Annotated in this window: 26 protein-coding genes; 6 read left to right on the top strand and 20 right to left on the bottom strand. The window is 34.0% G+C overall.

All coding sequences use genetic code 11. The features are described 5' to 3' along the window. The first annotated feature begins 227 nt into the window (after positions 1 to 227). The gene (locus KEM10_RS13105; RefSeq protein ID WP_212216470.1) at positions 228 to 2,228 is read left to right on the top strand and encodes a sensor histidine kinase; all 2,001 of its coding nucleotides are present in this window, start codon (positions 228 to 230) and stop codon (positions 2,226 to 2,228) included. A 3-nt stretch (positions 2,229 to 2,231) separates the two neighbouring features. Here the strand turns inward: KEM10_RS13105 and KEM10_RS13100 are convergent, their stop codons facing one another. The 6 genes from KEM10_RS13100 to KEM10_RS13075 form a co-directional block, all read right to left on the bottom strand. After that, positions 2,232 to 3,428 carry an NADase-type glycan-binding domain-containing protein gene (locus KEM10_RS13100; RefSeq protein WP_212216469.1) on the bottom strand — a complete coding sequence of 399 codons (1,197 nt, stop codon included), beginning with the start codon at positions 3,426 to 3,428 and terminating at the stop codon, positions 2,232 to 2,234. A 9-nt stretch (positions 3,429 to 3,437) separates the two neighbouring features. Next, positions 3,438 to 5,348, bottom strand: a complete 1,911-nt coding sequence (locus KEM10_RS13095) for a toxin-antitoxin system YwqK family antitoxin (protein WP_212216468.1) — start codon at positions 5,346 to 5,348, stop codon at positions 3,438 to 3,440. Between the two features lie 86 nt (positions 5,349 to 5,434). Next, complete coding sequence (locus tag KEM10_RS13090) at positions 5,435 to 5,782, bottom strand: hypothetical protein (RefSeq protein WP_212216467.1); 348 nt, start codon at positions 5,780 to 5,782, stop codon at positions 5,435 to 5,437. 180 nt (positions 5,783 to 5,962) lie between these two features. After that, on the bottom strand, positions 5,963 to 6,997 hold the full coding sequence (locus KEM10_RS13085) for a serine hydrolase domain-containing protein (protein ID WP_212216466.1): 1,035 nt from the start codon (positions 6,995 to 6,997) through the stop codon (positions 5,963 to 5,965). Between the two features lie 114 nt (positions 6,998 to 7,111). Then, the gene (locus tag KEM10_RS13080) at positions 7,112 to 7,567 is read right to left on the bottom strand and encodes a DUF1801 domain-containing protein (RefSeq protein ID WP_212216465.1); all 456 of its coding nucleotides are present in this window, start codon (positions 7,565 to 7,567) and stop codon (positions 7,112 to 7,114) included. Then, the gene (locus KEM10_RS13075) at positions 7,567 to 8,010 is read right to left on the bottom strand and encodes a hypothetical protein (protein ID WP_212216464.1); all 444 of its coding nucleotides are present in this window, start codon (positions 8,008 to 8,010) and stop codon (positions 7,567 to 7,569) included. Before KEM10_RS13075 ends, KEM10_RS13080 begins: the two co-directional genes overlap by 1 nt. A gap of 203 nt (positions 8,011 to 8,213) precedes the next feature. Between KEM10_RS13075 and KEM10_RS13070 the strand changes: the two genes are divergently transcribed. From KEM10_RS13070 to KEM10_RS13050, 5 genes are all read left to right on the top strand, one after another. After that, positions 8,214 to 9,146, top strand: coding sequence for an NAD(P)-dependent alcohol dehydrogenase (locus tag KEM10_RS13070; RefSeq protein WP_212216463.1), 933 nt, complete (start codon positions 8,214 to 8,216; stop codon positions 9,144 to 9,146). A 22-nt stretch (positions 9,147 to 9,168) separates the two neighbouring features. Further along, entirely contained in the window at positions 9,169 to 9,621 is a 453-nt protein-coding gene (locus KEM10_RS13065; protein ID WP_212216462.1) for an MBOAT family O-acyltransferase, read from the top strand. Between the two features lie 77 nt (positions 9,622 to 9,698). Then, the gene (locus KEM10_RS13060) at positions 9,699 to 10,556 is read left to right on the top strand and encodes a CPBP family intramembrane glutamic endopeptidase (protein WP_212216461.1); all 858 of its coding nucleotides are present in this window, start codon (positions 9,699 to 9,701) and stop codon (positions 10,554 to 10,556) included. A 28-nt stretch (positions 10,557 to 10,584) separates the two neighbouring features. Beyond that, positions 10,585 to 11,634 (top strand): serine hydrolase domain-containing protein, encoded by a 1,050-nt coding sequence (locus tag KEM10_RS13055; protein WP_212216460.1) that lies wholly within the window; start codon positions 10,585 to 10,587, stop codon positions 11,632 to 11,634. A 15-nt stretch (positions 11,635 to 11,649) separates the two neighbouring features. Continuing rightward, complete coding sequence (locus KEM10_RS13050) at positions 11,650 to 12,141, top strand: thioredoxin family protein (RefSeq protein ID WP_212216459.1); 492 nt, start codon at positions 11,650 to 11,652, stop codon at positions 12,139 to 12,141. Positions 12,142 to 12,143: 2 nt separating this feature from the next. On the opposite strand, the gene KEM10_RS13045 is transcribed toward KEM10_RS13050, so the two are convergent. The 14 genes from KEM10_RS13045 to KEM10_RS12980 form a co-directional block, all read right to left on the bottom strand. Beyond that, a complete protein-coding gene (locus KEM10_RS13045) occupies positions 12,144 to 12,725 on the bottom strand; it encodes a Crp/Fnr family transcriptional regulator (protein ID WP_212216458.1) in 582 nt (193 codons plus the stop codon). A gap of 135 nt (positions 12,726 to 12,860) precedes the next feature. Further along, on the bottom strand, positions 12,861 to 13,511 hold the full coding sequence (locus tag KEM10_RS13040; RefSeq protein WP_212216457.1) for an SdpI family protein: 651 nt from the start codon (positions 13,509 to 13,511) through the stop codon (positions 12,861 to 12,863). Beyond that, positions 13,495 to 13,770, bottom strand: a complete 276-nt coding sequence (locus KEM10_RS13035) for an autorepressor SdpR family transcription factor (protein WP_212216456.1) — start codon at positions 13,768 to 13,770, stop codon at positions 13,495 to 13,497. The genes KEM10_RS13040 and KEM10_RS13035 overlap by 17 nt, the downstream gene beginning before the upstream one ends. 182 nt (positions 13,771 to 13,952) lie before the next feature. After that, positions 13,953 to 14,321, bottom strand: a complete 369-nt coding sequence (locus KEM10_RS13030) for a hypothetical protein (protein ID WP_212216455.1) — start codon at positions 14,319 to 14,321, stop codon at positions 13,953 to 13,955. Between the two features lie 145 nt (positions 14,322 to 14,466). Next, the gene (locus KEM10_RS13025) at positions 14,467 to 14,868 is read right to left on the bottom strand and encodes a GFA family protein (RefSeq protein ID WP_212216454.1); all 402 of its coding nucleotides are present in this window, start codon (positions 14,866 to 14,868) and stop codon (positions 14,467 to 14,469) included. A gap of 68 nt (positions 14,869 to 14,936) precedes the next feature. Next, positions 14,937 to 15,518 (bottom strand): YdeI/OmpD-associated family protein, encoded by a 582-nt coding sequence (locus KEM10_RS13020; RefSeq protein WP_212216453.1) that lies wholly within the window; start codon positions 15,516 to 15,518, stop codon positions 14,937 to 14,939. 280 nt (positions 15,519 to 15,798) lie between these two features. Next, positions 15,799 to 16,545 (bottom strand): putative signal transducing protein, encoded by a 747-nt coding sequence (locus KEM10_RS13015; RefSeq protein WP_212216452.1) that lies wholly within the window; start codon positions 16,543 to 16,545, stop codon positions 15,799 to 15,801. A gap of 230 nt (positions 16,546 to 16,775) precedes the next feature. Then, positions 16,776 to 17,429: a hypothetical protein gene (locus tag KEM10_RS13010; protein ID WP_212216451.1), complete on the bottom strand. Its 654-nt coding sequence runs from the start codon at positions 17,427 to 17,429 to the stop codon at positions 16,776 to 16,778. Positions 17,430 to 17,556: 127 nt separating this feature from the next. Beyond that, positions 17,557 to 18,579 carry a PH domain-containing protein gene (locus tag KEM10_RS13005; protein ID WP_212216450.1) on the bottom strand — a complete coding sequence of 341 codons (1,023 nt, stop codon included), beginning with the start codon at positions 18,577 to 18,579 and terminating at the stop codon, positions 17,557 to 17,559. A 503-nt stretch (positions 18,580 to 19,082) separates the two neighbouring features. Then, entirely contained in the window at positions 19,083 to 21,668 is a 2,586-nt protein-coding gene (locus tag KEM10_RS13000; protein ID WP_212216449.1) for a DEAD/DEAH box helicase, read from the bottom strand. Beyond that, positions 21,665 to 22,561 (bottom strand): HamA C-terminal domain-containing protein, encoded by an 897-nt coding sequence (locus KEM10_RS12995; protein ID WP_212216448.1) that lies wholly within the window; start codon positions 22,559 to 22,561, stop codon positions 21,665 to 21,667. Before KEM10_RS12995 ends, KEM10_RS13000 begins: the two co-directional genes overlap by 4 nt. 379 nt (positions 22,562 to 22,940) lie before the next feature. Continuing rightward, positions 22,941 to 24,272, bottom strand: coding sequence for a DUF2314 domain-containing protein (locus KEM10_RS12990; protein WP_212216447.1), 1,332 nt, complete (start codon positions 24,270 to 24,272; stop codon positions 22,941 to 22,943). Between the two features lie 495 nt (positions 24,273 to 24,767). Further along, a complete protein-coding gene (locus KEM10_RS12985) occupies positions 24,768 to 25,160 on the bottom strand; it encodes an HU family DNA-binding protein (RefSeq protein WP_212216446.1) in 393 nt (130 codons plus the stop codon). Positions 25,161 to 25,317: 157 nt separating this feature from the next. Beyond that, positions 25,318 to 25,704: an HU family DNA-binding protein gene (locus KEM10_RS12980; RefSeq protein WP_212216445.1), complete on the bottom strand. Its 387-nt coding sequence runs from the start codon at positions 25,702 to 25,704 to the stop codon at positions 25,318 to 25,320. Positions 25,705 to 26,380: the final 676 nt, after the last annotated feature.

Genomic DNA, 26,380 nt, shown 5'->3' with positions numbered 1-26,380 from the left:
TGGAAAATGATTTATATCTGCTTATTTTGTAATTATTAAGCCAAAATACAACTAGCTTATACTTTGTTTTTGAATTAAAGTGTAAAATCAAACGGGGAAAGTAAGGGAAACAATGTAAATTGAGTTTTTAATGTCACTTAATATAAAGTACTTAAAAACTGTTTTATCTCACGCCATAACACTTTTGTTTAAAGAAATAAGCTACAAATACACCTAAGTCAACAACCATGAAAAAGTTGTTATTATTTCTTTTTATTATTCCCTTGATCGCCCATGGTCAGGAGATAGTTTGGGATGGATCAATCGATCAATTACCTATTGGTAGTATGGTTGAAATATTAGAAGATCCATCGCAATCATTAAGTCTTGAGCAAGTTACTTCTGAGGAGGTAAAAAGGCAATTTAAAACCTCATCTCAAAACATTCTCAGTCTTGGATATACAGAATCTCATTTCTGGTTGCACGTTGCCATCAATAATGTAACCAACCATAATACCATACTTGAGTTAGCTCAGGCGGGCTTACCATTGGCTAATTTGTATTACACTCTTAACGATAGTATTGCAGAACTGGTTAAGGCGGGTTATCAAATACCAGTTCATAACAAGTCGTACCACAGTTCTTACCAGGCCTTTGCTTTGCCGCCCGGAAAAACAGAATGCTATATTCGGCTTGTTTCTAATTCAGAACCCATTCCCGTGAATTTATACAGTGAAAAAGCATTTGAGAAAGCATCAACTGCTAAAGTGATGGGATATGGAATCTACCTGGGATTAATGATTTTTGTTGTTCTTAATAACTTCTTTCTATTTATATCCTTACGCAGAAAGCTCTTTTTATTTTACTCTTTACTGGTATTAATATATATAAGTTATTCGGCGGCTGTAATTGATGGTTTTATCGTATATTTTATTCCACATGTTAACCTGCTCTTCTTTTACACAACCATTCCGGCCATCGGCATTGTTATGCAAACATCCTATTGCCTGGTATTTTTAAAAGCCAAATCATATGTACCAAAAGTCAATAAAATAGTTATTGGTATAGTTATCTATTTTGCCATATGGATGCTGATTAAGTTCTTTCTTCCATTACCTCTTGTTCTGATTGTAAACACCATCAATGCCCTTCTATCGTTTTTTATCATGAGTATGGTGGGTATTATGGTGGGAAAGAAAGGTAATAAGATGGGCTACTATTTTGCCATTGCTTATTTTATATATTTCCTATTGGTTGTTATGCAGGCAATATATATTAACACCGGAAGGCCCGAATACATTGGTGGATTAAGTTTTGTTGCCTATGCTACATTATTTGAGGCATTTATTCTATCCTTTTTGCTTTCAAGACGCTTCAGGTGGGAAAGGAAAGAAATAGAAACAGAAAAATTTGAAGCCCAGCAAAAAGTAATTGAAAAAACACTGGAAAATAAAAAGATCATCCAAAATCAGAATTTAGAACTGGAAAAAGAAGTAGCTGAACGAACCAAACAATTAAAAGAGATAAATGAAGAGTTATTGGCAACTAACGAACAGCTTATTGATTTAAACAGAGAGAAAGATGGTTTAATGCACGTGGTGGCTCATGACTTAAGATCTCCTTTAAGTACTATCATTAATTTTGTTGAATTAATTGAGCATGAGGCCCCCAATAGCGATGCACAGAAAGAGCACCTTCGCGTTATTGATCATGTGGTGCAGGACGGCATGTATTTGATTGATGATTTATTGGATCTTCACTCTTTCAATTCCGGAAACGCAAAAGCCAGGTTAGAGTTAATTAATATTGAAGAATACATGAATAGCTGGCTAAAAAAGTTTGATAAAGAATTAAATAAGAAGAATCAAACAGCTCAACTTACCTTTGGTATCACAAATTCTGAATTTACTACCGATCCTTTTCTGTTAACCCGTATCCTTAATAATCTCTTATCCAATGCTATTAAATTCTCCGATAAGGAGAAAAATATTGATATCCATGTGACAGAAACTGCTAATGACTTTAGTTTTGCAGTTAAAGATGAAGGACCGGGTATCAGTCCGGAAGACCAGGAAAAGATGTTTAAGTTATTTCAAAAGCTTTCGGCCCGCCCAACCAACGGAGAAAGATCAAACGGCCTTGGATTATCTATTGTACAGGCGCTCACCAATAAATTAGGCGGTAAGGTTAAAGTAAACAGCCAATCTGGTAAAGGGGCTGAGTTTATTATTCAACTACCAAAAACTTAAGTATTATTCAACTCTTTCAACTGCCACAACAAAACCATTGGCAATAAAACTCATTCCTTTATTCAATGCTGATATTGTATAGGTCATTTGTGTTTCCTTTGACTCTTCTATGGCAATTAATTGATCTTCGCCTGCAATAGTCAGAAAAAAATCTCCCACCACTATGGTTTCGATGTGTTCAAATCCTTTATATTGTTTTGATTGATGTGGGGCTAATGATGCCCAGCTTTTATCCTGTAATTTAAATGGATGATCTTTAGTGGTTGTTATTTCTTTACCACTCTCGAAGATATAAGTCACCAGGCCACCATGTTTCGCCCTTTCTGTTTTTTCAACGGTTGCCTTAAACTTCTTTCCTAATACCTCATCAAAACTAATTACTTCATCTCCAACTTGTATGTTTTCAATATTTTTTAATAAGCCATTAGCCATTAATACTTTAGTTCCTTTAGCAAAACAATGAACATCAATACCGTCGAAATAAATTTCTGAAATAACGGTATCATCATATTTATTGCCTTTATAAACCTCAAGTATTTCAAATCTTAAAGTCCAGTCTGGTTGTTTCTGCCCCTCACTCCATCCATAACCCAAAGTATCCACTTTAAAATACTGAGCAGCTATCTCATCCTTTAAATTTAATATAGCATATGGTTCATCATCAATAAATACTTTTAGCTTTTTCACCCTTGAATTATTAATCCATGATGAAGTGCTCTTAACGTACCCATTTACAACAATAATATCGGTAATACGAGGTGAGTTATGCTCAAATGTATAAGTCAAATATTCACCAATACCATATCCGGAAACACCCTCAACCCATGCATTTTTATAGCTTAAGTCGTGAGCATTTTTGGGTTTGTAATCAATGTTCCCTTGTGATGACAAATAACTGGAAGCCGACACTTTTTTAGGACCACCACCACAATACCAGCTGCAACCTCCTCCTACAATATCCCAAATATCTTCGTATACTTCACCATATTTTTGAAAGATAGCCTGTTCGTCCTTTGATAAGTCTTCCCATTCTTTTCGACCTTCTGATATTTGCTGCATGACGGTATCTCTTAAGATCCATTCAGCTTTGGCTTCTTCCGAGAAATCAAGTACATGAACATATTCAGGGAACAATTCTTTTATTTGTGATATTCCTATTTGTGATGCAAAAATCAGTGTTAACAATATGGTTTGTTTCATTCTATTGTTCTATAAAATTTTCTCTTCAATTAACTCTCCATTCTCATAATATTCTTCTTTGGCTTTTTCTCCTACTTCACTCCACATAATTTGTTTTCCTTCTTTTTTATCATTTACATAACTAACCTCCGATTGCTTTTCACCGTCCTCATAGAACCAGATCCATTCACCTTCACGTAAGTCATTATTCATTCTGCCGCTTGAAAACAATTGGCCCGATTCATAGTAAAATTTTACTTCGCCAGTCAGATGCCCATTGACATAGGAACTCTCCTGGAAAATGGCTTGATTGGTTTCATAGTAAGTTAGCCAGATTCCTTGTCGCAAACCATTAACCATTTTACCCGACTCCATCAACTTTTTACCATCAGCATAAAACGATTCATAGTTACCATTACCACCCTGAATCATTACTTTTCCATCAGGATACCAGGCCTGATCAAGGCGAAGTATTTCTCCTTCATATATACCTTTTTCCTTTTTTGCCCCATTTTCGTAAAAGATATTCCACTCTCCTGTGCGTAAGCCATCTTTCACTTTTCCTTGGCCCAGTAATACACCCCTGTTTGAGTATGTCTGGTAGGTACCATTCCCCTCTTTCACCAACTGATTACCTGAAGCATCCCAAACATCCTGTACAATCATCTTATTCTCTGATTCATAAACAATCTTGCTTTCAACCTTTCCATCTTCAAAATAAGTAGTCCACAAGCCCGAAGCGATTCCTTCTTTCATCATGCCTTCGCTAAGTAAATTACCATTATCATGATACACCTTCCAGATGCCATCCTGCTTGTCTCTGGTAAAATTACCCACTTGCACCAGTTGTCCTGACTCATTCCAGTTTTTCCATATCCCTTCCATTCGACCATTTACATACAAGCCCGAATCAGTTTTAACTCCATTTTCATAGTAATTCATCCAAATACCATCTTCTAAACCATTCTTATAAGTTCCTTCTTTTATCAGCTTACCCGACTCGTTATACCACTGCCAAAGACTATCCGGATTTCCCTTAGTAAAATGACCAACCAATTGTTTGTTGCCATTCTCATACCAGTAAGTCCATTTACCTTCCTCCTTACTATTATTAAGTGTACCTTCCGACATCTTTTGCCCCGACTCGTAATAATAAGTTCTGAATCCACTAACTCCCTTTCTCAGCTTAAAAACAGTAAATCCAATAACCAACACCGATATAACGACTAAAGGCATACGTAATTTTGCCATTGGAGGAACTGCATCAACAACTCCCTCTTTCAATTCTTTTAATGTAAGGGGTGATACTTTGCGGAATGACAATTTGTATCCTTCCACCAAAGCAATACCGTAAAACAAAATATCAATTGGCGAAAAAGCCTCTACCAAAACATCAACAATCAATCTTGGTGTTAAGTAAGTAAGCACCTCGAAATAAGGAATGGAAACCTCCTGGGCATAAAAACCTACTTGAGTAAATAAATTACCCATTAAACAGCCCAATAATGATAAGCTTGCACCCAAAATACCAAATTTCATATCAATACCGGCGCCAAAAAACCGGACAGCAAATCCTACCAACAGTCCTACTCCAATAGCCATGTATCCAATCTGATGCTGGGTAGCAACGGTAAACATTGCCCATAAAACCCCACTGATAATACTGGCCAGCAAGCCACCTATGATGGCATAATAAAAATCCTGATGTGATTTAAGTGTATTTAATGCCGCATCATCCAAATGTTGGAATTCGGGTTGGATCGACATATCGGTATTTTCATAGGTTGCTGTGGTAGATAAATACGGATCTCCTTCAAAATCCTTACACGATTCTTCAAAATCGGCTTTAGCACCGGTTAAACTACAAATAATACCTTGATTAATGTCACTCTTTCGGTTTTTGCATTTTTTGCAAAACTCAAGTTGCTCTTGTCTGGTCATAACTGATTTGGGTTTATGTTATTTGGGATGATCACAATTAAATTGGATCCTTGCTATTGTTAATCTGGCATTTAATTGAAACGATCTTACTTATCCTTAATCAATAAGGAATATTTAATGGTTGTATCAGGCTGAAATATCAAAGCAGGATAATCTCCTTCAGGCTGGTAGCAAGGCATAGAGTGTTCAACTCCATTGCTTCTATCTTTTTCGAGTGATAGTACCTGTTTTTGCTTTTCTATAGTACTTTCTTTAAGCTGACTTAGCAATTCAGGTAAATTGCTATTGTATTCAATTCTACAGTCTAAACCTGAGGGTTTCTGAAAACTATTGGCTATGGAGATACTATCCAATTGAAAGGAATAATTACTTTGCGCAACTACATGCTCAACGCCCATAAGTAATAAAAAGGTTAGTAAGGTAAATGGTTTCATACATCTAAAATCTAACAGATTTACACCACAATATAAACATTTATATTTAATTACTGATATATGAAATTATCCTCATTTCAAAGTAAACGTTACAACAATATCTTCCTTTCTTTAAGCAATCGGTAAAAGTGATCTTTATAATTCGGTTAAGCTGATTACTATTCCCTACTCTACACCAGTTTATTTTTCCCTTAGTATTTTAACAATACGATTAAAATTAATTTCAGAGAGACTCCAGTTGTAACCATTAAAATTTACTGTATTCGTAAACTGAATGACTACTGTATCAATATCTTTATAATATCTGGCAATGGTTTGATAACCGGGTATTAATCCCGTATGATCATATCGGTAAATAGACGAATAAATCTCTTGCTCTTTTTGGTCTTTAAATACCGAACCATCATTTAAAGCTCTTAAGAATGTACCCAAGTCCTGGGCGGTTGCCAACATAACACCATTATCATCTGTTTTCAGATCGTTTTCATAGCCAACATAATAGCCACTCATCACATCATCTAAATCAACGTCTTTAATGGAGCCATAAGTATTCTTAAGCCCGAGAGGTTCTAAGATATTTTCTTTGACATACTGAAATTTACTTACTCCCGATACTTTTTCGATTAACATGGAGAGTAATAAATAATTGGTATTACTATACTCAAAATCGGTATTGGGCTCAAAGTTTGCAGGTAAATCAAGTACCAAATCCAATCGTTCTTTGTCGTTTTGTTTTGGATGAACCCAATAATTTTTGGTATCTGTATAATTAGGAATTCCGCTACGGTGTTGAACCATCATTCTCACGGTTATTCTATCTGCATTTTCTATTCGGCCATTTAATTCAGGAAAGTAAAAAGCCAGCGTACTGTCTAAAGTTAGATGTCCGCTGTTCACGAGCTTGGCGATAGAAACAGCCGTATAAAGTTTACTAACACTCGCAATTTTAAATAAGGAATGAGGATCGGCAGGAGTTTTGTTTTCCCGGTTTTTATATCCGGCAGCGTAAAAGCCCGGCTCCTTCCCAGCTTCATCAACATATACAATTATACCATCGAAACCCATATCGGTAGCTGCATTAACCTGTTGCTGAATGGTATCCGGCAAGGGCTTTATCCATGCCGTTACAATAGGCCATGGTACAAAGTAAAATGAGGTAAGTGTTCCAACAGCCAATAAAATTCTAACAACCAGTTTACTTCTATTCTTCTTCATTGTTTAAGGGTTATGGTTTTTACAAACAAGATGCAGCTTACACAAATCTAATCTGCTATTTTAATGCAATAATACAATTTTACTTTGCTATAAAAATTAATGCCTGTTAAAGACTTATTTTTTGATACTTCTCTCATATAAATCAATCCATTCTTTAGCTGACATTTTTGAGCAAAGCTCCCCAATTAACTCATAGGGTATTTCATCCATTTTTTTAAAACGGATACAGCTTTTTCCCATATCTAACTTACGCGATGTGTATTTCGGATATTCAGCAACGAACCATTCGTACAGCTCTTTATCAGCATAAATTCCACTGTGATAAAGGTTGATGGAACTCTTTTGCGAGGCAATACTCATAAAGGGCAAAGGCAGTTCCGGGGCACAATGATAACCATTGGGATAAATACTATGCGGAACATAATAACCTATCATGCCGTAATTGATTCCTTCTTCAAATCCTTCAGAAAGATTCTCTTTAATAACAGCCCGTAACTTCTGCAATACGCTTTTTCGATCTTCGGGTACCTGACTAATATACTCCTCTGGTGTTGTAGCTTTATATTTCATTACTTCAACCAGTTTTTATTTTTAGAAAAAATGGAAAACCATATCAGAAAAGCCCCAATAAGCACTACCAGAATGGGCATTAATGTAGCCTGAAGAAGACCATACACCGCTATGGATTGGGTGAAAAACACGTTATGAATCATTTGCGGAACAACAACCAAAAAAGAAATAATGAATAAGAACACAGCCGCTTTCTTTCGTGCCACCATTGCTATTGATCCTAATAAACCACCCAACACAGCTATGGCAAAAAGGATAGTGCTCCAGAATGGATACTCTGCATACAAGGCTCTTTCGTTTTCGGGTAGTTTAGCCAAGGCTTCATCGGAAATAAATGCATGCATAAAAAACGATACTACTCCCATAATATTCCATAACAGTAATAATACTGCTAAAATCCAAAACCAAACAGGAGCTTTCTTTTGTGTTATTGCTGATTCCATACACGATGTATTTAACTGTTATATACAGGTTTGTTACAGAAGGCTAACAGATTTAAGATATGGAATGTTGCAGATAGGTTGACATTATTTCACCCGATATAACTTGACTTTCAAATTAAAGAACACCTTCATTTCTTATCTCAAGTCAATGAAACCAGAATACACCTTTGGTAATTTTGATACCATCATTAAAATGAAAAATAATGAAAGCAATTAAATGTTTAAAATACGGTGATGCTGAAAATCTGGTATTGACAGAAGTAAAAAAGCCAACTCCCAAAAACAATGAAGTGCTAATTAAGATAAAAGCTACTTCAGTAACTACCAGCGATGTTCTTATACGTGGATTAAAGGCAGGCCCTGTTGCCCGATTTATAGTGCAATTAATATTTGGCTTTAATAAACCTAGAAATCCAATTTTAGGAATGGTTACCTCAGGTGTTATTGAAAGTATCGGAAAAGATGTCTCCTCTTTTAACATTGGTGATGAAGTATTTGCTTATGGCTCTGTTTCACCAACCAAACGCCATTTTGGTTCTTATGCCGAATATATTTGCCTGCCCGAAGATTGGAATATTGCCATTAAACCAACAAATAAAAGTTTTGAGGAAGTAGCAGCTATTCCGTACGGCGGTTTACTTGCTTCGCATTTATTAAAAAAGACAAGCATAAACAGCGGCGACAAAGTTTTAATTTATGGAGCGTCGGGAAGTATTGGCACCATGGCAATACAATTGGCAAAGCTTGCCGGGGCCCATGTTACGAGTGTTTGCAGTAGTCGAAACTTTGAATTAGTAAAGTCTTTAGGTAGTGATGAGATAATCGATTACACTGCAAAAAATGCTGCTTCGAAACTGAAATCCTATAAATATGTAATCGATGCTGTTGGAAATTCTAAATCCTCAGACTTGAAAAAGAAAAGCAAGAAAGCACTTACACAAAATGGTAAATACATTTCCATTGATCATGGAACTCCTTTAACTCCCAAAGATGCTTTTCTTAATTTAAAAACGTTAGCTGAACAAGAGAAGATTAAGCCTGTTATTGATAGCATATATCCTTTAGAAGAAATGACCGAAGCACATAAATATGTGGAGAGAGGCCACAAAAGAGGTAATGTGATAATTACCATATAAAATTGAGCCACAAACCTAAAATATGAATTTATCTGAGTACGTAGAAAAAAGAAATGGTATGCCTCTGGGGGCCAGTGATTCCCTTCGAAATATGCTATATCGATCGTTAGGTGCAGAAACCTTTGCGAAATTTTGGCAATACTGGAATCCCATATGGGGATATTACCTGGGGAAGTATATTTTCAAACCTCTTAAACAGATCCTTCCCTCCTCATTATCGCTAATAATAACTTTTATTGCATGCGGATTTATTCACGATCTGGCGGTGATGGTACTAAAATGGAAATTTAGTCTGCTCCTGACTCAATGGTTTCTATTCATGGCACTTTGTGTAATTATAGGAGAATATGCAAAAATTAATTATTCAAAATTATCATGGATGGTGCGGGCATTAATTCATACACTAGTCATTTCAGCTTGTTTCTTCATCGCTTATCAATTAAATAAATTCATATTCATGGTTTTCATTTCTTAACCCAAGTCAATGAAGTTGGAATTCTCTATAACCAATTTTGCCTAAGTAAGCTTCTAAAAAGAAACAAACAATAAAACATGACACTTGAAACTCTATCAGAACGTAAAGAAGCCTGGAAAACAATTATAATTTTCCTTGCCATTGTCACGGTATTAAGTTCGCTTTTTCATTATGCAATAGTGAATTTGTACCCTTCACGGATATACATTGGAGCTTTGATGTGGTGTCCGGCCATAGCTGCAATAATTACATTGAGGATAAAAAAACGCCCCATATCATCCCTGCATTGGAATTGGGGAAAATGGAAATATATCCGACTCTCTTATTTTGTTCCTGCCTTGTATGGTATCATCACTTATGTGCTAATCTGGATATTTGGTTTAGGAGAATTAGCCAATAAAGAAACAATTACAGTATGGGCTAAAGATATTGGTTTGATTGGAATAGGAACCTTAAACTCAACATCGATAGTAATCATTGCTGTTATCTTACTTGGAACCGTTGAAGTAATTCGGTCAGCAGCAACAACTTTAGGTGAAGAAATCGGATGGCGGGGATTTTTTATTTATGAATTAAGAAAAGTACTTTCCTTTACCGGTGTTTCTGTTTTCAGTGGAGTTATTTGGGCTACCTGGCACTGGCCGGTAATTGTATATTATGGCGAAAATGTGTTCGTGGAACTAGCTTCGTTTTATGTTGTGATTATATCTATGTCATTTATGATGACCTACTACACTTTTAAATCCAATAGTTTATGGCCGGCTGTACTATTTCATGCCGTAAGCAATGTGTATATTCAAAAAATACTGCCTGAATTAACCATTAAAAGCGAAGGAACTGAATATTGGTTGGGCGAATACGGAGTTATGTTTGCAATAGTGACTTCTGTTTTTGGCATTTACTTTTGGCGAAAAGCACTAAAAGAAAAATTGTAAAGATCACTTTTGATTAAAGTATTGAATTATGACAAAGAAAAATATAAAACGAATTCTGAGAATAGCTTTTATAGTTGCATCAATATCCTCCTTATTTTTTGTTCCATGGTTATTGGTAAAAGCCTGGATACTTCCGCTGCCTGATACTGTTCAGGAGCAGTTAGACGAAGCCATTGATCATGGCTTTGATGGAATGATTGTTTATATAGATCAGGCCGGCAAACCACCTCAGTACTTTGCTTCCGGCTGGCATAATCGGGAATCCCAGATACCTGCCAATCCGCACGCATTATTTAAAATTGCCAGCATTAGTAAGCTATATGATGCTGTGGCTGTCACCAAATTAGTAAGTGACGGGCGACTTTCGCTGGATAAAACCATAGCTGATTATTTACCGGAACTGGTGGGAAGAATTGCTTATGCTGAAGAAATTACTTTACGGTTGATGATACAGCATAGAAGTGGTATACCCAATTTTACTGATGCTACTAATTTTTGGGCAAACCCAACCCAAACCTATGAAGAAAGCCTTGCATTGATACTGGATCAACCGGCCAATTTTGAACCTGGCGAAGACTACGAATATTGTAATACCAATTATCTTTTAATTAATAAGATAATGGATGATGCATTAGGTTATAGCAACTTTCAATTCATTCAGGAAGAAATTCTAAATCCATTACATCTTAATCACACCTTCGGTTCGATTAGCGAAGTGAATATTGACGATGTGATGAGTGGCTATCATGTTGGGCACCCCTTTGATTTAAAGGCTGACGAACATGGCATGTTAGCAACTGCTGAAGACGTGGGCACTTTTGTGCGGGCATTAAATGAAGCCAGCCTGCCCGGTAGGCAGGGATCATTGTTTGCACCGGGGGAACAGGAAATATATTCTTCTGTTTATAAGTATGAACATGCAGGTTGGGTTCCGGGATACCAAAGTTTTGCAAAATACCACAAAGATATTGATGCTGTAATTGTTGAGTTTTATAGTACAACTGATCCTAAATTATACAATTGGAACTTATCAGAAATCATCAACAATAGAATTGTTAAAATTCTGAAGAAGCAATAAAGATTAACCTACACTATGAAAAGATACTCGAATCCATCAAACAACTCTCCCAAGAGTAAAAAAACGAAGTCGCATCCATTCTGGCGATGGTTCTGGCTTTCTTTCCTTGTGCTTTCTCTGACTTATGCAGGGTATTCATTTTATGTACCTTCCAATGATGTGCACTGGGCCGATAATATTGACTCGGCTCGGGAACTTTCCAACGATTCCGGTAAAAACATGCTACTCTTTTTTACCGGCGAGTGGTGCGTACCTTGCCGCATTATGAAGCGAGAAGTTTTTGCGGATAAGGAAGTGATGAAAGCCATCAACTCACAAATTATACCGGTAATGATTAATGTTGATGCCCCCTATGCAAAAGAGCTTGTTAAACTCTATAAAGTTGGTGGAACACCTGTAACCATTTTTACTGATCCCGAAGGAAATGTAATTGATTACGCTGTTGGAAAGATTGGGAAAACAAAATTCCTGGAGATGCTTAAAAATTTGGATGCAACGGCATCATAATATTAGTCCAATGCCGAGGCAATACGTCTTCTTATTCTACTTAGTGATTCGGGAGTCACGCCAATATAACTTGCCAGATGATATTGGGGGATTCGCTGGAATAAGTCGGGCCTCGATTTCATAAGTTTCAAGTAACGTTGCTCAGGCGAATCGGTATAATAAGAGGTCAATGCTTCTTTTTGTTCGGCAAAGGCAGCTTCCATTATGGTTCTGGAAATTGTTTCAAACCGGGGAAAGCGCTTGAAAAGGGCCTGCCCTTGCTGCTCGTCTCCTTCCACCACCAAGGTATTTTCTGCACAAATCCAATTGTGCTTTGATGCATTTTGTGGGGTAAAGCTGTTTAATGAAATAGCCCATTGTTCTTCGGTAAAGAAATTAGTCGTTTTTTCTTCTCCATCAGTAAGAATATATTCTCTGACACAACCTTCCAGAATAAAATAGGTTTTGGTTGAGATCTGACCTTCTTCAATCAGGAAGTCACCCTTCTTGAATTTCTTCGTTTGCATACTTTCAGCAATGGCGTCCGCCTCTTCTTTTGAAAGTGGTGATATTCTTGAAAAATAGTCTACTAATTTGTTCTGCATGGAACCTTCTCTTTAATTGTAATATTTCCAAAATATTTAAGCAATCATATACAGCTTTCAGTTCGTTTTAAATATTGTGCTTGACAAAGGTGTCAGGACGAGCAAACTTAGTCATGCATTTCCGGTAGACTGTAGCTATTTATTTGTCAATATTTTATGCAAAAAATATGAATAGATTATCGGTATCATTACCATTATCATAATGATACTAAAAAAAACAATCAAACTGATACCCTCTTTTTGCGGAATCATAGATACAATTAGCCCAATTATACTGAATCCAACAATAATTTTTGCTCCAAAATGATGCGTCTTTCTCCATACATTCTCATTATCAAGTGTCCATGGAGTTCTAAATCCAATAAACCAGTTTGGTTTAACACTATATAAATAGTTTCCAATTACTGCTAATAACACGAAGGTTGAGATTCGTAAAATTTTAAGCTCATCAATAACAATTCCAATATTTGAAGCAACAAATAGTCCAGTTATAGCTGTCATAAATAATGAAACTATGAATCGGATCTTATAAAATGAAGATTCAAAAGCTTCGTAATTCTTTTTTTTAGGGTCTATCCTTTGAACAAATAGCATAAGTCCATATATCAATATACTTACTCCAATAAATATTGAGATCAATGTCCTTATTGGAATCAGTTTAGGTTGAATCCAATTAATTTCAACTACCTTATTTAAATAATCGTTTCCTAACAGGATGAATAATAAAGGAAGCAGGACGACTACTAAAATTGGTATTTCTTTCTTAAAATTACTTTTTGTTTTCATTTTTATTATCAATTAATTCGACAATCCATTTTGAAATCTCATTGAGAACTGTTGTATTAATAGAATAAATAATGAATTGTCCTTTCTTGACACTTGATACTAAATCGGCATGATACAAAAGTTCTAAATGATGAGATATTGTCGCGCGGGAAAATTCAAATTGGTCTGCAATCTCTCCAGCTGACATATCTTTTTCTTTAAGCATATCAAGAATGCTTCTACGAGTCTGATCATTTAATGCTTTAAAAACAATATTCATTTAATTCATTTCTATATTTAGACAAATGTCTAAATACATATTTTAAAATCAAAATTCTCATTTGTTAATTTTATGCAGAATGCTTTTTCTCTATAGCGTCAGCGCCCTGGCAGGTATTTTCTTCTTACGTTGTAGTTAGTTTTTTCTATTTAATTATTCATTCCTACTTTATTCAAAGTCGATTAGCTTCTGTTAAAATTTCTAACTCTGTCAAGGTCATTTTTGCTAATTACGGAATAAATAAGACTTGGAATTCCTATAATCGCAACTAGTCCAAATACAGCATATAATCCGGATTGCCATATGTAATCCCACAAAAAAATTAAAAGGGTTGGTGTCCCAATAATAAATACCGTTATACCAATCAATATTGCAATTTGGTTGTCTTTGGCTTTTAAGTCTTCTATTAAATAATCGTTAGTCTTTTTACAATGATTACAATGAAGCTGCATGTCTTGTCCATGGTTCATTTTTAATTCTACACGATCCGTAGCCCAAGTCCATATTCCAATTTCTTTCTTACAATCTTTGCAAATAGTATATAGTTTCATTTTTAATTGTAATTAACTGATTGTGGATTTGCCAAATGCGAATAAGGACTTTAAACTTAGCGAGTCGCTATCCGGTTTGAGCATTCTATACCCTTTATATTACTAGCATGCGCCATGTTTTTTATACAACCGCAGCAAATTTTTCTTATTCCGGGAAACGTTCAAATGTATTTATTTCTTCCAACGAATCATCCCAACTTGCTTTGTTTGAGATAAAAATATGTGCATTAGGTCGTATTGCTAATGTTGTATCTAAACATCCTGCCGGAACTACTAACAGTTTACCGTCCATTTGTAAATTGGGCAGAGCTGAACCACAATTAGTACAAAAGGCTTTCACATGATTGCTTTTATGTGGTTGAAATATTTTCATTTCAGTTTCCGTTTTTATCCATTCAAGCTTAGCTGTTGTGAAAAATAAATTTGCAGCATGAGCAGCACCGGTATCTTTCCTGCAATATCTGCAATGGCATAAATAAAAACTCTCAAAATCACCTGCAACTTTAAATTTAATTCCTTTGCATAAACAAGAACCCAAGTATTCCATTTGATAAGTGCCTTTTTTAATTATAATTTTTAGCAGAAATACAAGATATTGTAAGCCACCCTTAGTTTTTATCGAAATTGTTTTGGTTTTAGACTTTGACTGGCCGATTTAGCAATTTCGTTAATCCTACTTTTTCTGGTTTCAGGTCTCTTGGCAGAAACTATCCAATGCAACAATATCTTTTTATTAGACTTACTTAAACTATCAAAGTATTCGATAGCATTGTTATATTTTTTCAATTGCTCAATTAAATCATCCGGAATTTTAAGCGCTTCTACTTCATCTAATATTGTCCATGACCGATTTTGTTTAGCCGTTTCTATACTATCATATCCGGCCTTTGACATTTGGTTGTTTTGAATGAGTTTGGTTACTTTTTCTTTGTTTACTTTTGACCAATTACTGTTTGGCTTTCTTCTTGTAAAATATTGCATATACCTCTCTTTATCAAGAGTCTTTTTCGTGCTATCTATCCATCCAAAGCAAAGCGCCTCATCAACCGCTTCACTCCAGCTAATGGATGGAGCATTTGTTGATGTTTTATAAAAAATAAGGCATACAGCTTTTTTCAACTGATGATTTTTCTCTAGCCAGTTTCGCCAATCTGTTTTGCTTTTGGGATAATATGTCTCTACTTCCTTTTTACCCATTCTGTTCTTATAACCATTTTAGAATAAATCGGTTCGTTTGAATCTTGAATTAAAATATCAAGCATATTGGATTTTATCCTTTCTCCTTGTCTTCCACTTTAAAGGTTAGTTGAGGGTATAAATCGTCTTCAAAATATTGGGCATTAATAAAAGAATTATAATCCAGCTCATGCTGTTTTCTTTTTAGCAAAGATCGACAGTGCCAATTTGCATTTTCACCTCCAAAGCATTTTTCATCTCACTATTCTGTATTACAACTAATTTTAATAAAGAAAGTTCTTTAGTTTTTAAAATCATAACCACAATTAAAACAATGTGTTTTTTTTCGTATCAGGGGAAATGGTATGACTAACAACAGAGATAAAAATAAATACAAGAAATCCCATTTATAATCAATGGCATATCCCTTACTTGTATTATGCGATTGACAATTGGGGCAAGGTATATCTACACCCGAAGCATCGTATGATTGGTAGTTTTCTACCAACTCCTTATCCTGAAAATATTCAACAGGCTTAGGCCTCAGGTATTCAAATACATTCCCGTCAAAATCTAATAATTCCGAAAGGAAATCTTTCCAGACAAATTGGAATTTTTGCTTTGACAAGGTTTGAAATTCTTTTTCTGCAACCAGCAATAAATCTATTTCATCACGACTAAGAATAGTTGATTTAATTTCGTCCGGTGCATCAAGCAATGAGGGTTGAGAACGAATTTCTGATTTGATTCGCAATACATCTTGCTGTTTATCATATTCCGATTGCAAGGCTTCTGTAATTGGGTACCCTCCTTCTTCGTCGAACAAAAAGCCTTTTTTTATGTGTAGTAATATTTTACGTGCAAGCTCCAGTTGATCAGAGGGAACCTTTAGTTTTACTCCTCCAATGGCAACGGCTCTAAAAGGATTCAGCCAAACGATGTTTTCATCAAAAACAAAACAATCAATGCTCTCACATTCTAATCTTCCTTTTAGAATATGGCAATCCATCGGGATATTGGAACTAAATAAGGTTTTAAGTTGGTTCATTGCATTTATCGGGTTAAAGGTTGATGTTGGTTAACTTTATATTAATGAGCCGTACCTCATTGCTAAACGAATTTGTGTTTTCGATTGATACAAAGTGGTCTCTGACTATCATTAACTGCTTATATTGCTTTGTTTAGTAGTTGCAAACTACTTTTAATAAGTGACGAAGTTACAAACTTCGCCAAACTTTATTTTTGTGACTGCGGTGAATAATGGGCAGTTGTAAATTTTTAGAAATTGAAAGCAATTATCTTCAATCCGTCATCAGCTTCTTTAAGGGTCATTGTAAAAAGATTAAGTATTTCATTTGTTGTCCAAACACCTCCATTTATTTCATATCCTAATTCACTTATAGAATAACCAACAATTCTGGTGTCAATATATTCTTTTTCAAGCCACTCTAATACTTGACTCATAATTGAATTAAATTCTTCTTCTTCAATTTGAATATCAGTTAGTTTTCTACATTCTGAAAAATTATTCGCATAAATGTTTCTAACGAATTCATTAATTAAAGTCTCTATTTCATAATATTTAAGAGAGAGTTGTTCAATACGCTCTTGCTCATAGGTAAAGGATTTGGTTTTCTTCTTGTTTCCATTTTCTGTAACAAGACTAATTTTTATAACCGAAGCTGAATCTATTTCAAATTCATTTTTTATTAATATGGCAGAACTTAATGCAAAGTCTTCCTTGGCAACACCATAGTCAAACAGCTTACTATTAGTGAAGGAAAATTCTTTTGTATGATTATCCTCTTCGTCAGTACTTGCAACAAAGTGTTCTGAAACACTGCATAAACAGTTAATCGAAAGTTTGGTTAGTTTGCCGTTAGAGCAAGAAGTTGTGGCTATAACTAAAATTGCAATAATTAATTTATTCATATTCATAACATTATCTCCTTTTGTTTGTAACGGGTTTGCTAATGCCTCTCTACCACCTTGGCTAAAAAAAGTAACTCGTATTGCACTTGCGTCAAGCCTAGCTTTATTTTCAGCATATTGGTCGCTATTATTGGTTCAAATCTGCTCTCTCTAAAATTAATCTGGCTATTTCTTTATAGTTCTCAACTCCAATAATTCTACTATAAACTTTTTCTCCATCACTATTGGTATCTCCGTTATCTATTAGAATAGTTCCAACATTCTTTCCGGATTCATAAAATGCTTGTCTATATATAACCTCTTTAATTGAGTTGTATCTAATTACATTCATCTCGCTTTGAAATAATACCGAAATCTTTGTAATATGGATGCCAGACGAATCAATCATATAATTGATCTTATCATGTATCAATCTATAGTGGAATAACATATAAAGTCCACATAAAATCATTATTGCTCCAATTGTATGTATGTCATTTAAATCAAATGGATAATTAAAAAACAATCCGAAACCAATAAGGAAAAATGAGAAATAGCTGTTTCTTAAAACAAATGTTAGTCTGTCGGGCCGTAGTTTTATTATTTCATCTGTATTTTTTAATCGCCCCATCTGTAAAGAGCTAATTTCATTTTTATTCACTCTGTCTTTTTGCTGTCGAATAAATTGAAATACTCCCATCAACATCAGAATACCACTTAATATGGGAATAACTACATTAGACTGAAAATCATTGCAACGATTAAATTGCTCGAATTTTATAATCTTACCAACTTTGGGTGACGAAGCATCACAAATGCCATATGTTTTGTACTTTTTTCCTTTCCATGGAAAGGTAATTGATGAATTGTCTTTTTTGGCGTAAAATGAAATCTGGTCACCAGCTCTCAATTGTTTAACATCCGCAGCAATTCTATCATTATAAGAACAGCTTGAAAACTCGTAAAAATTATCATATCCCTTTACCCAGACTCCTATATAATCTTCACTTTCATCATGAACTCCTTCTTTAGGATCTTCTGAAAGTACTCCATCAATAAAATCAGTGTTCTCAGGTGAATAGGATTCAGGATTGCGCGTTATAATAATCATTGCTATTCCTAAAACAATCAGAAACAACGAGCCTCCATAATCTTTTACTATTGCTTTCATTTAGGTAATGTCGTTTTTAATAAGCGATTGCGTTTTGCTGGATTAATTTGTTGCCATTGCTAAGCAAAGTCTGTGACTTCGATTGATATACAAAGTAGTCTCTGACTATTATTACCTGCTTATATTGCTTTGTTTAGCAGTTGCAAACTACTTTTAATAAGTGACGAAGTTACAAACTTCGCCAAGCTTTATTTTTGTGACTACGGTGAGTAAAGGTACTCGGTATATATGGCATTTATTTTTTATCATTTATCAGATTTAAAGTAAACTCTAATACCTTGTCGGTATGATTAATATAATCCTCTAAGCCCGCTATGCACTATACATATTGTTGTGCTTTCGTACTTTATTTTCTTTATTCATTCATTTCATCTTCCACTCGTGCGGTGTGGCATTTTTTTAATTTCTCTTTTTCTAGGGCAGGGACTTGGAAGCTCTTTTGCAGGTTTTGGACTCGCGGTGGCATTGTGTGACTTGCAAATGTGCTTACAAGTGTGTGTTGGCTATAATATTTTTATCAATTCATCATATTCCATTGAGGTCTTTCTGAATTTTTGCAAAACAAGTTGTTTGTCAATTCTTTCAAGTTTATTATCTCTAATGATTAATCCACTGTTTCTACATTTTTCATATACTTTTATTGCTGTATGCCTTGAAATCCCAGTATTTTGCAAAGCAATCACAATTCTATTTTGAGTACCATATTCAAGTAGAGTAGCCCAATTTTCACCAGCATTCTCTTCTCCAAGTAGGTTTACAACAATGCTATGATAATGATTAAAATACTTCTCAAACAAAAAGCGTAAAATATATTCAATATCCTCAATCACATTTTCAATCACGTAGTTTATATGCCTTTTGTCTCTAGGATTAAAAACAATTGGATTGTTATAATCATAGTCCAGAATAATTTCTTTGTTTGTATTATTATGGTATTCGATAGATTGTTGAATAATCTGGTTTAAACTAAATCCTTTGACCCACTGGGTCATTATTGTAGCATAATAAGATAGGCTATTTGGGTTATTTAATTTCTTTTCCGCATTTTTCCATTCATACAAATCGAACATATAATCTAAAACTCTTTTACAAACTTTATAAAATTTTGGTTGATTTATCGATGGAAGTTTTATGTTTACACCCCGCTTATGTCTCTTCAATAATTCATTGAAAACCTTATTCTGCACTGAGAGATTGATTGATTGGTTTGAATTAAGAATTGAAACTGGAATTGTAAAATCTTGAACTTTTGATTTCGCCAATTCAATTATGGTTTCTTTATTTTTTTCAATTAGTTTTTTTAGTAATGGACTCGGCTCTCTATTGCCTTGAAGTTCCATTGTGTCAACGCTAATAATGTTGGCGATATACTGTAAAATTTCTTTTTCAGTTTTTGGAGTTGAAATTTCTTGTTCTCTAAGTAATTTTTCAATTCTTTGAATATTTCTATCAATCCTATTTAAAACTGTAGGTTTTAACTCAATAGCATTTCTATGCAATATTTCTTTATTTTCCCATTCACAATCTGAATGCTGAACGCAGTAAATATTACCATAAAGCTCTTTTGACAACCTTCCTGCTCTCCCTGACAAATTCCAAAAATCAATTGGTTCTAATTTGGATGAACCATTTTTGTTGTTGAGAATGAAAATATTTTGGGTTGGCATATTTACACCTTCAAGTAGGGTCGAAGTGCAAAAGACATTTGTTACATCACCGTTTTGGTAAAGTTCTTCAACGGAATTTCTTATCAGTTGTGGCAATTTTCCGTAATGGTACGCTATTTTATACTCTAATAAATTTGCAAGATAATAGTCAGGATGTATGTATTCCTTGATTTGATTAATTGCTTTTTTTATATCACTGCTTTGTTCATTAGGTGGTATCTTGTTTAATGATTTTGAATAGTTAAAAGCGTAGTTTATTGTTCTGTTCTTACTATTACAGTAAATCAAATTGTTCTTTTCTCGACCAATATTCTTTATTAAATCATCAATAGAATTATTAATAGAAAAGAACTCTTCAGATTCCATTTCTACATTATCATTTCCAGCGATGTAGTCAATTTTATTATTTAATAAATCTACAAAAAACAAATTCTGCGAAACTGGAGACTCACTAGTCTTATACGAATTGCCATTGCTGTTTCTATTAAATAATTTTAAAAATATTTCAGGATTAGACACGTTTGGTGAGGCAAAATATAATTTAATGTTGCCATATTTTTTTAGTGCCTTTTCAATTGCTGCATAAGATGTTACGCTTCGACTATCCTTATTGCTTGCAATTTTGTGTGCTTCATCAACAAATAAAAATCCTATTGAAGGATTATTCTCTTGAGATAGATAACTAATCAACCGTTCTGGTGTAAGGACGAAAATATAGTTATGCTGTTCTTCAGTAATCAGGTCACTTACACTTGAGTTTGTAACAACTCTGTATTTATACGTTTCTAACGCTTCTGTCAATTCTCTTTTCAGGTCAATTGCAAACTGGTTTATTAAGGCACGAGTAGGAACAATAACAACTAGATTCTCAGGGGGTACATTTTTAATAACTTTCTTAATGAAAGCCTTTATAATAAATGATTTGCCCATTGATGTTGGCGCTGAAAAACTGTATTCAATTGAGTTACTTAAACTTGAAAACAATTCAAATTGAGCATCTGTAAATGTAAATTTGTCACTGCCTGGTACTTGCTGTATTAGTGTCTTTGCCTCAACTTCTATTAAGCGATTTAGAGGAAGTTCGGAGTTGTTTTCATTATATTCCTCAAGGTATTTAATTGCAGGAAAATTCCCAAGTTTTGAATATACTGCTTTAGAAACAGTCATATATATTGGGTCATTAGAATAATTTGTATTTAAAAACGTGATAATTTGATACGCTTTATTTCTCGCTATCGAATTGGTTGAGTTTGAAAGTATATCAGCATATCTTAAAATATCTTTCAACTCTTTCTCGGAGAGAGTATCAATATTTAAAATATTGAACTGATTGTACGCGGACAACAAAGAGCTTTTTCTAAAAAGCTGGTTGAAATACTCATCATTTAAAATGTCCTCTGTGAGTTTTTCAATAATTGTCATACCGTCAGGTCTTTTATAATTTCCTTACGCTTTTTAGCTAAGTCGGAAAAGGGGATGATATAAATGTAAAATTGATATCCTGTAAATTCTTCCTTTCTTATTTGAAAATTAAAAGAACTAATAATATCCAAAACCTCTTTTTTTATTCGCTCTTTAATTTGTTTTCTAAATTCAGGATTAGAAAGCTTCATTTCTTCATCCGTTATTTTTGCTTCAAAGCCCAAGAAAATACCAAATGAATAATCTAAATAAGTTTCATCTGTTTTCGCACTAGGCAACAAAATACTTTTCAATTTTTCATATTGCTTTTCATCATAAACCTCTTTTATTAGCTGGCTATTGACCAAATCAAATTCGAAGTCAAGTTTCTTATTGTCGTCTTTCAATAGTTTTGATATTGACCCAAAGGCATCATATACACCTTGTTTTAAGTCTGAATCTAATTTGGCTTCTCCAAATATTAGCTGATAATTTTCATCATCGAGTTTTAATAAATGAACACCGTCGGCACCTTTTACATAATCATTGTTTGCTGTTTTTAATTCTAATTTTGTCAAAATTTTTGGAGCATTCAAATGTGCTTCAAGAAGGCAGTACAGCATTACTTCACCAAGTTCCCCTTCGTTAGATGTGTAATCTCTGAATTTATTTTTTGTTCTCTTAATCAGAGTATCAAACTGGTTATTATCTATAAGTTTTTGTATTTCAGTCCTTGAAAGAGCAAAGTAGTATAAATTGTTTCCAAGCAAATCCACCAAGTCATTGTATGCAAATCTATTATTTTGCATTTTAAGAGTAAATACGTTCAGCCTATTGGAATTATCTAATTCATAATCCTCAATTATTAGATGGAACAAATCCAAAAAATTACTATTTATACTTGTTTCAATCATACAGCTATTTCATTTGATATTCCCGTTTTAGGGTGTTGGCAAAACTTGGCTCTTTTACTAAGTTTAGGGTGTGTGGTAGCCTGTGTGACTTTGTAAATGTGCCAAATGTGGGTTGGCAGAGAAATTTTAAAAAATGCGAAGCGAGGGCTTTTTCTTTTATTTCAGTTTGTCTTACTTTAATTCTACTTCTCATTTTTATTTCCTGTCAATTTGGATTATATTCGGTCTCTTTTAGTATGAAGCACAACGGTGGCAATATGCGGAGGCTGTGATTTCGGAGCTCAAACTTATCAAACCGATGAGATTTTGAATAAATGCACAAAGGCTTAAATTGGCTACATCGCCCAGCTTACGTATATTGCGTGTTGTAAACTGTTGCTTATTCATACTGTCTTGATATAATCTTTCCAGTTTCATTCCCTTCTTGTATTCCATCAGGAAAATATAAAATATAATCAAACATATCATCTATATTTTTTGTCACTTCTTGTCCAGCTTTTAAAGACTTCACTATTTGTGGGTCATTTTGAAGAAGTCCTTTTATTTCTTTATCAGTCCACTTCACAATTTCAACCCACATCCATTCTCTTTCACCTGCAACATTTTCAAATGGGAACTTAATTAACAAATGAGTGCCAACAGGCAACCCCTTTGAAAATTTATCATATAGTTCTGGAATTTTTTCCTTTGCTTTTTCACTTGCTGCAATTAATTCATCATCATGGCTTAAATATGTTACTTCGTCTTTTGAACCAAAAACCTTTGCTATTAATTCGTCTTGTTTAATCTGTGGATTATTCTTTGGAAATCCAATTTCCATTATTCTATTTTGTGGGTCACCTTCCTCCCAAATTCCTTGTTTTAAATTAATTTCCGCTTTTTTCTCTGCTTTCTCTTCAAGTGAATTAAGCAAATCGGTCTTTAATTCTTGATTTGAAAGTGCTTCAATGTCAATTAATAACTTTCCTTTTTTAGCAATAGTTTTTTTGTCAAGAAGAGTCTGTGCTGTTAGATTTATCAAGCTTGCAACACTTTGATTACTATGACACGATAAATTTTCAATACAAATGTCAGGTAAACCGAATTTTAACATTCCTAAAGTGATTGCTCTACAATAATCATTCTTCGGATAAAGATGTATTGTAATTTGCTTGCTCACATTTATCGAATTATCCTGAATCATTCTATTTTCAATCCAGAAGTCCTTCGTGAAACATTCTCTTGTTTCGGAATCCCAAATTATATCATTATCGTTTATAGTCAGTTCCGTAATTAACTCATTTGCATTTTTCATGGTTGAAATCAATCTATCCTCAATACATAAAAAGTCAAGAAGTATTACGAAATCAGATGTTTGTAAAATCTCCTTTTGCTCATCGCTTAATCCACGACTGCAATGTCTAAGAAAATCAATGTCGGGAGCAGCAAACTCTTCCTTTACATTTATAATTTCCTTAATTACAATTTGAGAACCTTTTACATTCTCAGGATTTGGAACAGAATCAATTATTTCAAAATCGGGATAATTCTTTTGTAATAATTCTATTACATCTGATTTTGTCTTGTGGGAATCAGGAGTGTAATAAATCCCATATTCAAATAGTATTTGTTCATCGTTTAATTTTCCGCCTGGTACTTTTTTCTGTCCAGTTGAACAGCTTGTAATCAAATTTGAAAAAATCATTCCTAAAATTATAATCTTGTTTCTCATATGCAGGGTGTTTCTTGCAATTGTTTACAACTACTATATATCTACCATTACTTCCTATTCTTTTGTAAACACCTGTATATATGCTATAAAATCGTTTTAATTACTTATAGTCGTTTATTTAAAAAAATACGTTTATAAACGATTAAGCAATTGACCCACATGGTTGAAGGAAATAAGCAGATAGGTGAGAAATACTGATTCATAGTATTTGGTTAAAAATTAGCGTTTACAAAAATAGCACAATACGGGTATTATGCTAATAAACCATTGCGTTTTTAGTTTAACGAAGTAAAACAGAAGATAAATGGTATAATTTTGTATTTCAATAACAAACATATTATAAATACATACTTATGTGTCTTTTATTGTTATATAGGTGGTTTGGGATTAGAGGCATTTATCATGTAAATAATAAGTTATACACATCTTTACAGGTAATAAGCTTGTAAACAACCGAAGCCATTCGGGTGCAACAAGCTTACATTTCTCAATAACTTATTTTTTTCTAACCATTTTACAGGGAGCTCTCTGTAATGCCTTTTTCAGGTTGTTGGCAGGTCTGAAATGAAGTTTTATGTTTTTTATCTTTTTTTTATTTACCTCTTCCGGTGTATTTGAAGGATCTCCGGTTACAGATGGAAAGAAAATCCCAATTCCGGGTAACTCTACCCGATATCCATTTTCGAGATAATTTTCAATTTGAAATCTCAAGGCCAATAATACATGCTGGATATGAACAGCATTTAAACTTGATTGGGAGCTAATATCATCGCAAAGCTTTTCAAATTCTATCTTTTTAGCATGCGCAACAGAAGGGTAATATTTCGGTTTTTTAGTTGCTTTATTCAATGAGTTTTTAAAGATTTTTGAGGTGATTTCTATAGTCATTTTTCAGGCTTTGTAAGTAATTGATAATCAAATGCAATTAAGGAATAAAAAAAACATGCTTATGTTTTTAAAAAACGTAAGCATGTTTTTAGTAAAACGTAGTTATGTTTTGGCTAAAACATAAGCACGTTTTTTAAGATCAATGCTAAAGTGTTTTTTAAACGGTCTTTTCATACGTTAAATTATTCAGCATTTTCTTAAGCGAACTACCAGGTGTAAAAATGCATTTTGCCCCTTTAATCGAATTGGCAGTTACATCCTTTTCTTCGGCTTCACCTTTACTGCTAATGCTAATTCGCAAACTTCCCAGATCGCCCAAGCGAACAATTGCACCATCTTCAAGTTCTTCGCGCATTAGATCAACCATTGCATACAAAACAGCCCTAATATCTGCGCCACCCACAGTACTGTTTTTTTCAATTCGTGTGGTTAACTTCTCTAAAGTTAGTTCTCCGTTTGTAACTGCGTTGGCATAGTACTTTTTTTCTCCACCGCCTGCTACACCCGGTTGACCTCGTTGAATGACTTTATATTTTACAGCCATATTTAAAAAAATTTAATGATATATTGCGGTCACCTCTCCGGCCTCTTCTTCCATTCCGGTCGCTTAAAACAGGTAGGTTGATGACCAGCCGGGGAGGGTTTTCCGTCAATATTTGCTTCTTAAAATACTATATTGTTAATTACCATACAAACATTTATCCAATAAATTAGCACTTTACTAATCACCTCCTTTACTAGTACACACAACCGTTGTACGTATTTTAATTTTAAAAATCGCTTGTATTCCTTACCGGTAAATGATTTCAGTAATTATACTATGATAATATAGAATTATTTTAAATTAGGGGTTATTCTCTTCACCTCGGTCCTCTCCTCAAGGAGAGGTGCTTGATGATAAAATGATATTACTGCAGCAAGGAAAACGATAAAAGTTCAACCCTATTCGGGTTGCATTACCAATACCATATTACCACGGGTTTCACCCGCGGCTATTATTGTTTATGTCCTTCAGACATTATTATTAAATGAATTGCCAGGTAAGCTTTTCCCAAAAGGAATAGTATTTTCTTTTACGTACTTTCTGTCATCAGTTGCAAAAATTCAGTTAAAGGGCATTTTTCCTCTATGCTATTTATATGGTATATCTTCTGGAACTAAAATAAATATCTATGCAACTTACAATTTGTTTCATTATTAGCTCAAGCCGCTATGGCTTC

Origin of the sequence: Carboxylicivirga linearis (assembly GCF_018271995.1) — a bacterium.
GTDB lineage: Bacteria > Bacteroidota > Bacteroidia > Bacteroidales > Marinilabiliaceae > Carboxylicivirga > Carboxylicivirga linearis.
This window is presented reverse-complemented; position numbering and strand designations above follow the sequence as displayed.

Coding starts and splice junctions, on each gene's coding strand:
- KEM10_RS13105 (WP_212216470.1), top strand. CDS start 228: ATGAAAAAGTTGTTATTATTTCTTTTTATTATTCCCTTGATCGCCCAT.
- KEM10_RS13100 (WP_212216469.1), bottom strand. CDS start 3,428: ATGAAACAAACCATATTGTTAACACTGATTTTTGCATCACAAATAGGA.
- KEM10_RS13095 (WP_212216468.1), bottom strand. CDS start 5,348: ATGACCAGACAAGAGCAACTTGAGTTTTGCAAAAAATGCAAAAACCGA.
- KEM10_RS13090 (WP_212216467.1), bottom strand. CDS start 5,782: ATGAAACCATTTACCTTACTAACCTTTTTATTACTTATGGGCGTTGAG.
- KEM10_RS13085 (WP_212216466.1), bottom strand. CDS start 6,997: ATGAAGAAGAATAGAAGTAAACTGGTTGTTAGAATTTTATTGGCTGTT.
- KEM10_RS13080 (WP_212216465.1), bottom strand. CDS start 7,567: ATGAAATATAAAGCTACAACACCAGAGGAGTATATTAGTCAGGTACCC.
- KEM10_RS13075 (WP_212216464.1), bottom strand. CDS start 8,010: ATGGAATCAGCAATAACACAAAAGAAAGCTCCTGTTTGGTTTTGGATT.
- KEM10_RS13070 (WP_212216463.1), top strand. CDS start 8,214: ATGAAAGCAATTAAATGTTTAAAATACGGTGATGCTGAAAATCTGGTA.
- KEM10_RS13065 (WP_212216462.1), top strand. CDS start 9,169: ATGAATTTATCTGAGTACGTAGAAAAAAGAAATGGTATGCCTCTGGGG.
- KEM10_RS13060 (WP_212216461.1), top strand. CDS start 9,699: ATGACACTTGAAACTCTATCAGAACGTAAAGAAGCCTGGAAAACAATT.
- KEM10_RS13055 (WP_212216460.1), top strand. CDS start 10,585: ATGACAAAGAAAAATATAAAACGAATTCTGAGAATAGCTTTTATAGTT.
- KEM10_RS13050 (WP_212216459.1), top strand. CDS start 11,650: ATGAAAAGATACTCGAATCCATCAAACAACTCTCCCAAGAGTAAAAAA.
- KEM10_RS13045 (WP_212216458.1), bottom strand. CDS start 12,725: ATGCAGAACAAATTAGTAGACTATTTTTCAAGAATATCACCACTTTCA.
- KEM10_RS13040 (WP_212216457.1), bottom strand. CDS start 13,511: ATGAAAACAAAAAGTAATTTTAAGAAAGAAATACCAATTTTAGTAGTC.
- KEM10_RS13035 (WP_212216456.1), bottom strand. CDS start 13,770: ATGAATATTGTTTTTAAAGCATTAAATGATCAGACTCGTAGAAGCATT.
- KEM10_RS13030 (WP_212216455.1), bottom strand. CDS start 14,321: ATGAAACTATATACTATTTGCAAAGATTGTAAGAAAGAAATTGGAATA.
- KEM10_RS13025 (WP_212216454.1), bottom strand. CDS start 14,868: ATGGAATACTTGGGTTCTTGTTTATGCAAAGGAATTAAATTTAAAGTT.
- KEM10_RS13020 (WP_212216453.1), bottom strand. CDS start 15,518: ATGGGTAAAAAGGAAGTAGAGACATATTATCCCAAAAGCAAAACAGAT.
- KEM10_RS13015 (WP_212216452.1), bottom strand. CDS start 16,545: ATGAACCAACTTAAAACCTTATTTAGTTCCAATATCCCGATGGATTGC.
- KEM10_RS13010 (WP_212216451.1), bottom strand. CDS start 17,429: ATGAATAAATTAATTATTGCAATTTTAGTTATAGCCACAACTTCTTGC.
- KEM10_RS13005 (WP_212216450.1), bottom strand. CDS start 18,579: ATGAAAGCAATAGTAAAAGATTATGGAGGCTCGTTGTTTCTGATTGTT.
- KEM10_RS13000 (WP_212216449.1), bottom strand. CDS start 21,668: ATGACAATTATTGAAAAACTCACAGAGGACATTTTAAATGATGAGTAT.
- KEM10_RS12995 (WP_212216448.1), bottom strand. CDS start 22,561: ATGATTGAAACAAGTATAAATAGTAATTTTTTGGATTTGTTCCATCTA.
- KEM10_RS12990 (WP_212216447.1), bottom strand. CDS start 24,272: ATGAGAAACAAGATTATAATTTTAGGAATGATTTTTTCAAATTTGATT.
- KEM10_RS12985 (WP_212216446.1), bottom strand. CDS start 25,160: ATGACTATAGAAATCACCTCAAAAATCTTTAAAAACTCATTGAATAAA.
- KEM10_RS12980 (WP_212216445.1), bottom strand. CDS start 25,704: ATGGCTGTAAAATATAAAGTCATTCAACGAGGTCAACCGGGTGTAGCA.